This window comes from Cohnella sp. SGD-V74 (genome assembly GCF_003001675.1).
Classification (GTDB): Bacteria; Bacillota; Bacilli; order Paenibacillales; family Paenibacillaceae; genus Cohnella.
In genome coordinates, this window is record NZ_PVYW01000024.1 from 30,276 (window position 1) to 42,410 (window position 12,135).

The following is a 12,135-nucleotide window of genomic DNA, read 5'->3' on the forward strand; positions in this document are numbered from 1 at the left end:
CTTCCCTCGTCCGCAACGAAAAAAAGAGGCCGGCCCACGATCATCTATAAAGATGATTTGCGGGACAGCCTCTGCGTTTAGAGGGAACGAGATTACTTGCCGGCGGTTGCGACGAGCCAGTTCGACAGATTTTCAATTTGTCCGTACACGGCGATCGGATCGCGGTACCAGGAGTCGTTTTCCGTCCACAGGCGGGCGGCAAGACGAACTTGCGGCGGCGTCCTCCGGCGGCGAGCCTACTCCACCACGAGCAAGCGGGGGGATGTCGCCGCGATCGCTTTGGACGACAGCCAGGAGCCCAGCCCGGCCGCGGCGACGCTGAAGCTGGCCGCGGCGGCTACCCCTCCCCACTGTATGAGAAGCGGCACTTCCACGATGCCGTATGTGGACAAGACGCTTTCCAGAAGCACGGGCAGCGCGTATACGCCGATCACCGCACCGATGAGCGAGCCGACGGCCGCCAGCGCCGCGATCCCCTGCGTCACGGACGCCCTGATTCGTCTCGAAGTCAGGCCGAGCGACTTGTAGATGCCGTACGTTTTGCTTTCCTTGCGGATAGCGATGCGACAGGTGATGTAGAGAATCATGCAGGCGACCGTAAGGAACAGCAGGCCGATCATGCCCATCGGCGCGATTAGCAGCGCGAACGCTTCCTTGAACACGGAATCGATCAGCGTCTGCTGCGTAACCGCCGACACCGCCTCCTTGTACTTCGCGTTGATCTCCTTGACCACCTGATCGGACTGGCCGGGATCGTGAAGATTGATAAAGCTTAGGACGGCGCTCGCGCTGTCGGTCAGGTCCGCTCCGTCGACCTCGGACGTAATTCTCGCGGAATGGGACTTGTTGGCGATCGCTTGGTACACCCCGGTCACGAGCAGCGAATGCTTCTTCCCGTTGATGTAGATTGCGACCGTGTCGCCGACGTCCTTGCCGAGCTGCTTCGATACGTTGACGCCGAGCGCGATCTCGTTCCGCTCGCGGGGATTGGCCCCGCGCAGCGTGGCGTAGCCCAATTCATCGTAGCTTCCGTCGACGACGCCGATGTACACGCTCATGGACGGCTCCGCCGGGATGACTCCCGTCGTATCCGCGAACCAACCGATGTTGGCCACGCGCGGATCGGCCAGCATTTCCCGTTCGAACTCGTCGCGGGAGAAAGACGCCTGGTTAAAAATATCCACCGCGATATGGGAGTTGTCGTATCCCCAGGCCGGAGCCGTCCGCTGAATCGAATACACGCTGTACACCAGCACGAATCCGAACACCAGCACCGCGGACGTGATGACGGTCAGCAGCCCCATCAGAACCGAACCCTTCGCGTTCTTCAGCACGTTGCGAAGCCCGATGACGAGCGTAACCGGCAGCCGGTCGAATCCGATCGGGCCACCGCCGTCCGTCCCGGAGCTCCGCTTGCTTTCGTCCTTCTCCGCCATCCCGTAGCGAATGGCCTGCACCGGCTGCACGGAACGGGCTTTGCCGGCGTAGAACCACACGGACAGAACGACCAGCGCAAGCACCGCCAGGCCGACGAGCGCCGCCGTCAAACCTCCTTGCACGGCAAGCCCGGTACGGTCCGTTCTCAGGTAGGACAGCGTGCTTTGCACCAGAACGGCGGATGCGAACTTGCTGGCGGCAAGGCCGGGAACGATGCCGACGACCGCCAGCAACGCATATTGCGCCATATAGGTGCCGACGATTCCAAGCGAAGGCAGCCCGCAGGATTTCAGCACTCCGATCGTCCTGTAATTGGCGAGGATCGCGTCGGATATCGTGAACCCGATCGTAAACAGAGCGACCAGCAGCATTACCGCTCCGAGAAAAATCATCACGAACCCGATCAGCTTGTTCATGATCAAATAGAAGGAGGAGATCGATTCGAACTCCATCTTGGATTCAAGGTAAGGCGTGCCGCTCTGCCGCTCGAAACGATCCCACAGCTGCATCTGCGCCCCGTAATCGTCGAACCGGAGGCCCATCATGTACATGTCCCGGCCCGGCAAAGGCTGAATCAGCTCCCGGTAATCCTCCGGATTCATCCAGATGCGGGCGTTGCGGGTAAACGGAGCGCCGAACGGGATGTCCACGACGACGGACGAGACGGTCAGCTCGAACGTCGACAGACCCGTCTTGAACCCCAGCTTGTCGCCCTCTTCGATGCCGTACGAATAAGAGAGCGAAGTCGGAATCCAGACGGTTCCGGCCGCGGGAACGCCGTCGATCGCGGCCTCCTCTCCCTTAGCCGGAATCAGCTTGTCGACCGTAAACGGCAGCTCGGGGGTGTCTATCATGAACAGGTAGATATTGCTGATTTCATCGCCCCGATAGGTCAGCCCCGACAGGTTGCGATACGGAAGCAGTCCGGATGCCGTGACTCCCGGCTGCTCCGCCCACCATTGCCGGAACGGCTGCGGATCGTGCAGCCCTTTGTCCAGCATCAGCACCTGATGGGAGCCGTTCGCCCGGGCATGCATGCCGGAAAACAAATTTTGCGTATTGGCGATGACGATCGTCGCGGTCGCAAGCAGCAGCGTCGACAGCAAGATGAGCAGCGCAGTGAGCCCATTCTGAAGCTTCTTCGTTCTCAGGTTGGAGAGAATCAGAGTCCATACCGCATTCATCGCGCGTTACTCCTTTCCCGCCACGTAAGCAAAGATCGCGGCTTCCCTGCTCTGTAAGTCTTCCCGGGCCAGGCCGTATTTGCCGAATTCCAGAACGCCGTGCACTTTGCCGTCGCGGATGTAGATCAGCCGGTCGGCCCGGCAAGCCGCCTTCATATCGTGCGTTACCATGACGATCGATTGCCCGCGGCGGTTCATCTCGGTCAGAATGTCCAGAATCGCGACGCCCTGATCGTAGTTCAGGCTGCCCGTCGGCTCGTCCGCGAACACGATCTCCGGCGAGTTGATCAGCGCCCTGGCGATCGCCGCCCGCTGCTGCTGTCCGCCCGAAGCCTGCGCCGGCAGACGGTTGCGCAAGCTCTCGATCCCCATCCGCTCCATCAGTTCGCCGGCTCTGCTCTTCACGTCGCTCTTCTTGCTGCCGGCGATGTAGCCGGGCAGCGCGATATTTTCCAGGAAGGTCAGATCGGGCACCAGGTTGATGCCTTGGTACACAAAGCCGATCTTCCGCGCGCGGAAGGTCGCCATGTCCTTCTCGCCGTAAGCGTCGATGCGCCGGTCCCGGTAGAGCACCTCTCCGGCCGTGACGCTGTCCAGCCCGCTCAGCAAATAAAGCAAGGTTGACTTGCCCGAGCCCGAATTGCCCATGATCACCGTAAAATCGCCCTCGTAAATGTCGATATCCAGATTGCGAATGGCGTGGTATTGCTCGCTGCTCGTAGAATAGGTTTTACAGAGGTTGGCAGCTCGCAGGATCGTTCGTTTGTCCGTCATTCCGCATAGCCCTCCCGCAGTTCGTGATAACGGATATTGTAGAGGGCTAATCTTGAACGCCTCTTATCGAATTGTTAATAAAGTATTACAACCGTCGACTCAGCACAGCGGAATGGAAAAATAAAACGCGGTCCCGCGCCCCGGCGCGCTCTGGAAGGAGATCGTTCCCCCGTGCGCCTCGATGATGTGCTTGCAGATGGACAGGCCTAGTCCGGTTCCCTCGTTTTTGCGCGCAGCGGCGAAGTCGTTCGGTCTCCCCTGGAAATAACGTTCGAAAATAAACGGCATATCCTGCGGAAGAATTCCTCTCCCCGTATCCTCGATCGTGACGGTTAAACGGTCCTCCTCCCGCTCGACGCCGACGCGGATCGAGTCCCCTGGAGAGGTGTGCTTCAAGGCGTTGGCGACCAGATTGGAGATGACCTGCTCCAGCCGGTTCTCGTCCGCGTTAACGAGCACATTCGGCAGGCTCTCCGGCTCCGGCCCGATAAAGCTGACGCCTGCGGCGCGCACGGAATGCCCGATCGGCCGGAGAATGGACAGCAGCATCTCCCTGCTGTACCGCTCCACCGGAGCGACGGAAATCTGCCCCAGCTCGCGCAGGGCGTGCAGGAGCAGATCGTCGACTCTCGCGGTCATTTTGTGCGTATGGGTTTGCATGACCCGCACGTATTCCAGCACCGCGTCCATGTCCGGGCACACTCCGGCTTCGATCGCCTCCAGATAAGCTTTCATCGTCGTCAGCGGCGTCTTGAGCTCGTGGGACAGATTGGAGATCAGCTCCTTCTGGGCCTTGTCCTGCTCGTCCCGCCGCTTGCTGAGATGCATGATTTCCAGCCTCATCTGGTCGAACATCGCATACGCGTCCCCAACCTCGTCTCTTCGGACGTGCTCCGCCTTGCGCTCGTAGTCCCCTTTCAGAATCGCTTCCGAGTAGTCTTTTAATCGTACGATAGGTTGAAGAACGTCCCGCTTGATCTTGCGGTTGAGGAGCAGGAGCAGAGCGATGACGAGGAGCACGCACGCAAAAACGAGCATGATCGGAAAAAGGAGGGGCGCGGAGGAACGATCCGGAAGGACGAGAGAGGCCGGCAGCGTGAAAATGGCGTTCCCGATCTGCGCTTGCGCCGCTTGGCCGATGATCGGGAAGGCGGCTTCGAAAGTCTCCTCGTCCGCCTTGGAGCGGTAGAGGTCGTAATGCAGCGCCGTCCTGACGTCGATCGCTTCCGCCGGCTGCGGCTCGTCGCCGGAACGGAAAACAACGCTGCCGTCCGGCAGCGCAAATAGCAAAGCTATGCCCTTGTCTTCGCTCAGTCGCCGCAAGTCGTCTCGGACCGCCTCGTCCCCTGCGGCAACGGCTTCGTGATTGCGTTCAAGGAACAGGACGATCTCGTTGACCTGAATGCGCGTCTGGTTGATCGCATAACCCGCGGGGGGCCTGTCCTCGCGTTCCTTCCACAGCAAATACGCCCCGCACCCGATCGCGACGATCAGGCAGACGGCGGCGGCGCTTGTCCATCTCGTTAACCAACGGCCGACGTACATGGCATTCCCCATCCTGCATCTAATCCGAGCTGAATTTGTAACCGACGCCCCATACGGTCCGGATATAGGTCGGTTTGGACGGATCGGCTTCCAGCTTCTCTCTTAATCTGCGAATATAAACGGTAATCGTCCCCTCGTCTCCGAGCGCGTCGTACCCCCATACGGCGTCCAGCAGCTGGCTCTTGGTGAACACCTGATTGTTGTGCTTGGCCAGGTGGTGCAGCAGTTCGAACTCCTTGGCCGACAACGGAACTTCGCGCCCCGCAAGGGTAACCGTATAAGCTTTCTTGTCGATGACCAGGCGGCCGTACCGCAGCGCGTCGTCTTCCTTCGGCTTGCCGTTCATGCCGCCTCGGCGCAGATGGGCGTTGATTCTGGCCGCGAGCTCGCTGAGAGAGAACGGCTTCGTCATATAATCGTCCGCCCCGAAGCCGAGCCCGAGCACCTTGTCCGTGTCGCTGCCCCTGGCGCTCAAAATCAGAATCGGCGTGACGCACGTCTCCCGAATCCGTCGGCACAGCTCGATCCCGTCCATGTCGGGCAGCATGAGGTCAAGGATAATAAAATCGGGCGACTCCGCCTCGATGAGCCTCAAGCCTTCCCGGCCGTTCTCGCCCACCCTCACGTCGTATCCGTTCACGGTCAAGTAATCCCGAATGACTCGGAAAATGTCCGGCTCGTCCTCGATCACGAGCACTTTCCTCCGCTGATTCATCGTTCGCTCCCCATCCGCGAGCTTCATAGCTCCGTTCGCAAATCTAGTACGGAGTACATTATACCATAATCAGGAAGAGAGGCGGCGCGATCCGTTAGAAACGGAACCGGTCGTGTCCGGCCGCCGACATCGAGGTGACGCCCTCCAGAGCCAAAATATCCCGCTTCATCTGCAGTCCGCCCCTGAAACCCGTCAGCGTGCCGTTCGAGCCGACGACCCGGTGGCAAGGCAGCACGACCGGCAGAGGATTGCGCCCGATCGCCGTGCCTACCGCCCGCACCGCCGAGGACTTGCCGAGCACATCGGAGAACTGCTTGTAGGTCAGCGTCTTGCCGTACGGGATTTGGCTTAAGCCCGTCCATACGCTTGTCTGGAAAGGCGTCCCCCGCACATCGAGCGGGACGCCTTCGAAGCTGACGGGCTCCCCCGCGAAATACCGCTCCAGCCGTTCGACAATGCCGAACTGCTCGAACAGGCCGGGCGCTTCGGGAAGCTGCGCGTAATCTTCCGTGAATCCGGCCTGGGCCGCGACCTCCGGAGGGTAGATCAGCTCGCTGACGCCCCGCTCGGTCGCAACAAGCGTCCAAGGCCGGTTAAAGCCGACGATCGTCTGTCTGTATCTTTTATTTTCACTCATCGTTGCTTCCTCCTTTATGTCCGCTGCGGTACTCCGTTGGCAAGACGCCCGTTCTCTTGCAAAACCATGCCGTAAAATGCGGGGGACTGGCATACCCGACCGATTCGCCGATGTCCGCGACGGAGGCCGCGGAGTCCCGCAGCAGCTTCTTCGCCTGCTCCAGCCTTACGCGCTCCGTCTTCTCTTGGGGAGAGTAGCCTCTCACCTGCTTGTACACCCGCTGCAGATGATAAGGGCTGATCGCCAGCGAATCGGCCAATACTTGCAAAGTCAGCTTCTCGCGGTAGCGCTTCCCGATGATCGCATCCGTCTGCTCCGCCAGCACCGCATCCGGCCGAAGCGGCCCGTTCTCCTCGGGCTTGCACCGCTTGCACGGCCGATAACCGGCGCGAACGGCCGCCTCAAGAGAGGGATAAAACGTCACGTTGACGGCGAGCGGGGTTTTGGCCCGGCAAGTCGGACGGCATACGATCTTCGTCGTCCTGACCGCAGTATAGTAAATTCCTTCGTAGGTCGTCTCCCGATTCACGACCGCTTCGTACACGCGATCGAACAATTGCCGCTCCATTCTATCGCCTCGCTTTCCTCCTTAGTATAAGGCAAACCGCCATCCCATAGTACGATTCGGCAATAGGAGCGCAACATTTCGACATCGTTCGGATACCGGACCGGCCGCCGTCGCCGCGCAATATTTTTTACAGATCCCGAGCATTGGAGTAGAATACAGGTATTCATTCAAGTCATAACAAGAAAAGCAGTGATGGCACATTGAAGCGCACAGCATCGGCCCTGAGAGGGCGAGCCGACTTCTGGCTGAACAAGCATTTTACCGGCAAGTCGATGGATTACAAGCAAGTGTTCGGCATTACCCTGCCGATCTTCGTCGATACTTCGTTCATCGTTCTGATGGCCATCTTGAATACAGCGATGATCAGTTCCTCGGGCGTCGCCGCGATCAGCGCCGTCAGCACGGTGGATACGCTCAACATTTTCATCATCAGCGTATTTATCGCTGTGGCGACCGGGGGAACGGTCATCGTCGCGCAGTACAAGGGCAGCGGCAACCGCGACATGGTGTGCCGCGCGGCAGCCCAAGCGATCTCCGCGGTCACGGCCTTCGCCTTGCTGATCAGCGTCGCCGTCATCCTCTTTCACAAACAGACGCTGGGCCTGCTGTTCGGCGGCGTGGACGAGGACGTGTTCCATAAGGCGACGATCTTCTTGGTGGGGAGCTGCATTTCGTTTCCGTTTCTGGCCGTGCAGCAGGCCGTGGGAGGCGTGCTCCGGGGAGTCGGAGAGACGAAAGCGAGTCTGGTCATCTCGGTGATCATGAACCTCGCTTATTTTCTGCTGAATTTCGTCCTGATCAAGGGCTTCGACATGGGCGTCGTCGGCCTCTCTATCTCGTTGATCGCGGCCCGAGCGATCGGCGCGGCGGCTTCGTTCGTCTACCTGCTCAAGTACAATCACACTTTGCATTTTACGATGAAGCGGCTGTTCAAGCTGGATGTCGGCATTCTGAAAAAAATACTGTTCATCGGGCTGCCGTTCGCGGCCGAGCAGATGTTCTTCAACGGCGGCAAGCTGCTGACGCAGACGTTCATCGTCCAGCTCGGCACGCTGGCGCTGACCGCCAACGCCATCGCGGGCTCGATCTCCATGCTCCTGCAGATCGGCGGCAGCACGCTCAGCGTCGCGATCGTCACCGTCGTCGGGCAATGCATCGGGAGCAGAGATATCGAGGATGCGCGGAAGTTTATCAAGTCGTTCCTGGGCTTCTCCGTCGTTCTCTTCCTGCTGCTCACGGGCATCATTCTGCCCTTGTTCCCGCTGCTGATGAATTTGTACGCCGCGCCGGACGAAATCGTGCCCTCGATCTTCCATCTGGTGCTGCTGATCTCGATCGCGCAGCCGCTCATGTGGGCGCTGAGCTTCGTGCTGCCTTCCGCCCTCCGCGCAGCCGGGGATTCGAAGTTTACGTCGTTCTCCTCGCTGCTGACGATGTGGCTGTTCCGGATCATCCTGGGATATATTTTGGGCATTACCTTCGGCATGGGGATTCTCGGCATCTGGATCGCCATGGTCGCCGAATGGGGCGTGCGCAGCGTCATCTTCGGCTTGCGATTCAAGGGAGACAAGTGGTACAAGCATAAGCTGGTGTAGCCGAAACGTTCGTCCTGCCTGACGGATGGTTCCTTCGATTCATTGAATTCCGGCCGATAGATTGGTAGAATATCCCTTTACAGGTTTTGATTTCTCATGGTCGAGGAGAGGAAAAAATGACGGTTCAGCGGCAAGCGGCTATGGAGTCGATGATTGCCTGGCTATCCGACGAACGCGAGCTCGGACAGAAGCCCAGCAAAATCGAGACGGCCGGCCAGTTCGATCTGCACGACATGCGCTATTATATGTTTAAGTACAAAAAGAGCCTGTTCGGCAAATGGCTTCTGGGCGTCTGCGGAGGTTACGAGCACCCGGCGGATACCGAGCATTGCGGACACGTGTTCAGCGAGATGCAGCCTTACGATCCCGCCACGGCGGAACGGGACGCTGTCGCGATGGTCGAGGCGATCCGCGAATATTGGATGAAGCAGGCGGCGGAGATTTCGTCCTCGCAAGCGGAGGAGGACGACTCGCGCTCATCCGGCGTGTTCAACGGTTTTATTCTGCTGAACAGCAGCGAGTGCGATCTGCAGCTGATCAAGGCAAATCTGTTGAACGATTGGAACATTTCCGGTTCGCCGGAAGAGAATGAGGAAGAAGCGGAAGGCACGCTCGTGTTCGAAGCGGGCGGCTGCATGCTGGCAGTCAGCTTCGTCGACGCGCCGGTTCCGGACGGGGAAGCCGAGCGCAACGCCCAGTTCAACTATATGTGGCGCGAAGCGGCGGAGGTCGCCAAGACTCATGTGGCCCAGATCATTCTGGCCGTCTTCGACCGGTCCGGCTCTCCGCTTGACAGCGGCAAAATGTACGCCAAGCTGGCGGCAAGCTGCTTAAAGCTGCCCAATGCGATCGGCATCTACACGTCCGGCACCGTCTTTCAGCCGGAGCTGTTCGTCGAGATGGCCGTAACGGCGCTGAGAGACGACGAGTTTCCCCTATTGAATCTGGTGCACTTCGGACTCGTGGCCGGGGAATCCGGCATTAGCGGATACACCTGCGGACTGAACGCTTTCGGCAAGGATGAAATTGAAGTACTGGACAGCCAAGCGAGTCCCGCCGAGCTGCGCGACTTCCTCATCGACATTTCGGACTATATCGTCGTACAGGACGTCACGCTTCACGACGGGGAAACGATCGGTTTCTCGGCGGAACAGAAGCTCCCGATCACCCGATCGGAAGGCGTATACGTCGGAGGAGACAGCCTCAAGATCGGATTTTAAGCGGAAGGGACTGTCCTGTAAGTATACAGAGTCGTACCGAACGATTATCGATGAATGAATGTTCATGGGCATCTATCTCCTACCGCTGCTATACGATCCTAAAATTTGAAATGGTAAACCCGTTACAAGGTAATTTTAGGACCGTATGAGGCAGTCTCCAGGAGATAGATGCCCTTCTTTTTTTCATCGATAATCTTGTACGCCCTTACTTATAGGACAGCCCCTTGCTATGGAAAGCAAGGGGGAAACGAAGCTCATGTATAGAAAAGGGATTATCTTGCTGCTCTTGTTGCCGCTGCTTGCTGGCGGATGCAGCCAGCGCGCTCCCTCAGGCCCGCCAGCGCCGACGCTCTCCGCAGCAGGCAGCGAAGCGGCTCTGGAAACGCCCCTGAAACTGCTGGACGCCGCGCACGACAAGATCAAAAAGGATTCCGGCGCATACAGCTTGCTGTTCGTCCGCGACGGCTCAATCCTGTACGAAAAATACTATAACGGCGCAACCCGATCCCAAGCGAATAATATCAAGTCCGTAACCAAAGTGATTTTATCTTCTCTCATCGGAATCGCGATCTCCGAGGGCAGCCTGCGCGGCGTCGACCAGCGCATTTCCGACTTTTTTCCGGGGTACGACTGGACGGGCGGCAAAGAACGGATGACGATCAAGCACTTGCTTACGATGACCGATGGCCTGGAAATCGTGGAAAATTCCCCGCTGATGATGGAGATTTTCTCTTCCGACAATTGGATTGACCGTATTCTGCGCCTTCCGCTGGCCCATCCGCCGGGAGAAACCTATAACTACAGTACGGCCAGCACTCACCTGCTGTCCGCCATCCTTGCGCAATCGACCGGAATGAGCGCCCTGCAATACGCCAACGAGAAGCTGTTCGCCCCTCTTGGATTCAGCGCCGATCAATGGACTGCCGATCCGCAAGGTCATTCTATGGGAGGATCGAATTTGTATTTGACCCCCGTCCAGTTGTCGAGAATCGGCCAATTATATGTGAATGGCGGAGAGTGGGACGGCAAGCGGATCATTCCCGAAAAATGGATTCAAGAAGCGACCGGCTTTCAATCCGATGGCGGCGGCCGGCCGAATTCGGCTTCTTACGGCTACGGCTGGTGGCTCCTGAACACCATTGACTCGTATCGGGATCGGGACATCTACCTTGCAACAGGTTACGGCGCGCAATACATGATCATTGACCCTCATGCGCGAACGGTAGTCGTAGCGACCCGAATATCCGACATTCCCCCAGACCAGGTTGTGGACCATTGGGATGCCTTGATCGCTGCGCTCTCCCAGCCTTTACAGCTATGACCGCTCCGCAAAATGCCGCTCAAGCTCGTCGGCCAACGCCCCGATCTGTCCGAGTACGGAGATCGGATCGAAGTAGAAGAAGGTTTGGTAATCCAGCACGATGACGCGGTTGTCCCGAACGGCCGGCAGCTGTCTCCATACCCCGCTGTCGACGACTCTCTTCAGCTCTTCCTCGGTCGTTCCGTCCCATGAACAGAGAAACACGATGTCGGCGTCCGTATACTCCGGGAGCAGTTCCAGCGAGATATCCTGGTACTGGACGCCGCTGTCGATCACTTCGCGCTGCACCCTTTCGTTGGCTTTAAGACCGATGGCATGGTACATCGCTTCCCCGCCCCGTCCGAAGTTATCCCCGAGCACGGCAAGCTCCTGTCCGTTCGGATGAATGAGGGTCGCGGTCGTATCGGGTCCGATTATATCCTTCAGGCGCTCTCTGGCTTTGGAAGCTTCTTGCTCGTACTTCGCGAACCATGCGTCAGCCTCCGCTTCCCGGCCGAACAATTCGGCGAACAAGCGCACCTCTTCGCGGATGCCCATCGTTGAATCGTAAGGCACGTAGACGGTGGGCGCGATTTTCGATAACGCTTCGTAATCCTCGAAATTGCTGTCGTAGATGACGATTAAGTCGGGATCGAGCGCCAGCACCTTCTCCAAGGACGGAGGCGAGCCGATGTCCTCGATGCTCTGTTCCCGTTCCTTCAGGAACGGGCTGCCCATCCACCATTCCTTGCTTGCCCCCACCACCGGGAAGTCCAAAGCCAGCAACGTGCCATGGTAGTAACCTGCGACCACCCGTTTGGGATGAGCCGGTATTTCGACGTCTCCGAGGGCGGTCTTCACGATGCGGGTCGCGCCTTCGTCGGACGGATCGGCGGAAGCAGTCGACTCGGATGCCGACGGAACGGCTGAGGCGCTGGCCGATGCGGGACTCGGTGAAGCGGAGCTCGGCGCAGACTCGTTCTGCGAACTGCCGCACCCGGCAAGCAAAGCAACATAGATCATACTGGCAACGACGATCCCTAAGCGGATTTTACGAACGGGCCTGAACATTGTATCTGATCCCCCTGAATGAAAATGATAATTATTATCGATGACAGCGTATCAGGAGTACAGAAATGTTGTCCATGCAGACAGATGAT

10 protein-coding genes are annotated in these 12,135 nt (G+C 58.5%); 3 read left to right on the top strand and 7 right to left on the bottom strand.

All coding sequences use genetic code 11. From position 1 onward, the window contains the following. Positions 1–236: 236 nt before the first annotated feature. The 6 genes from B0G52_RS28965 to B0G52_RS28990 form a co-directional block, all read right to left on the bottom strand. The gene (locus B0G52_RS28965; protein WP_094049847.1) at positions 237–2,621 is read right to left on the bottom strand and encodes an ABC transporter permease; all 2,385 of its coding nucleotides are present in this window, start codon (positions 2,619–2,621) and stop codon (positions 237–239) included. Between the two features lie 6 nt (positions 2,622–2,627). After that, complete coding sequence (locus B0G52_RS28970; RefSeq protein ID WP_094049849.1) at positions 2,628–3,395, bottom strand: ABC transporter ATP-binding protein; 768 nt, start codon at positions 3,393–3,395, stop codon at positions 2,628–2,630. 99 nt (positions 3,396–3,494) lie between these two features. Then, the gene (locus B0G52_RS28975; protein WP_158223923.1) at positions 3,495–4,940 is read right to left on the bottom strand and encodes a sensor histidine kinase; all 1,446 of its coding nucleotides are present in this window, start codon (positions 4,938–4,940) and stop codon (positions 3,495–3,497) included. A 19-nt stretch (positions 4,941–4,959) separates the two neighbouring features. Continuing rightward, a complete protein-coding gene (locus B0G52_RS28980) occupies positions 4,960–5,655 on the bottom strand; it encodes a response regulator transcription factor (protein WP_094049976.1) in 696 nt (231 codons plus the stop codon). Between the two features lie 94 nt (positions 5,656–5,749). Continuing rightward, positions 5,750–6,292, bottom strand: a complete 543-nt coding sequence (locus B0G52_RS28985) for a methylated-DNA--[protein]-cysteine S-methyltransferase (RefSeq protein WP_094049854.1) — start codon at positions 6,290–6,292, stop codon at positions 5,750–5,752. Then, complete coding sequence (locus B0G52_RS28990) at positions 6,285–6,860, bottom strand: bifunctional transcriptional activator/DNA repair enzyme AdaA (protein WP_094049856.1); 576 nt, start codon at positions 6,858–6,860, stop codon at positions 6,285–6,287. The genes B0G52_RS28985 and B0G52_RS28990 overlap by 8 nt, the downstream gene beginning before the upstream one ends. Before the next feature lie 200 nt (positions 6,861–7,060). Between B0G52_RS28990 and B0G52_RS28995 the strand changes: the two genes are divergently transcribed. From B0G52_RS28995 to B0G52_RS29005, 3 genes are all read left to right on the top strand, one after another. Continuing rightward, positions 7,061–8,455 carry an MATE family efflux transporter gene (locus B0G52_RS28995; protein ID WP_369827157.1) on the top strand — a complete coding sequence of 465 codons (1,395 nt, stop codon included), beginning with the start codon at positions 7,061–7,063 and terminating at the stop codon, positions 8,453–8,455. Positions 8,456–8,571: 116 nt separating this feature from the next. After that, positions 8,572–9,675, top strand: coding sequence for a DUF4261 domain-containing protein (locus B0G52_RS29000; RefSeq protein ID WP_094049858.1), 1,104 nt, complete (start codon positions 8,572–8,574; stop codon positions 9,673–9,675). Between the two features lie 256 nt (positions 9,676–9,931). After that, positions 9,932–10,996 (top strand): serine hydrolase domain-containing protein, encoded by a 1,065-nt coding sequence (locus tag B0G52_RS29005; protein ID WP_158223924.1) that lies wholly within the window; start codon positions 9,932–9,934, stop codon positions 10,994–10,996. On the opposite strand, the gene B0G52_RS29010 is transcribed toward B0G52_RS29005, so the two are convergent. Continuing rightward, positions 10,991–12,046 carry an ABC transporter substrate-binding protein gene (locus B0G52_RS29010; protein ID WP_158223925.1) on the bottom strand — a complete coding sequence of 352 codons (1,056 nt, stop codon included), beginning with the start codon at positions 12,044–12,046 and terminating at the stop codon, positions 10,991–10,993. The genes B0G52_RS29005 and B0G52_RS29010 overlap by 6 nt on opposite strands. Positions 12,047–12,135 lie beyond the last annotated feature (89 nt).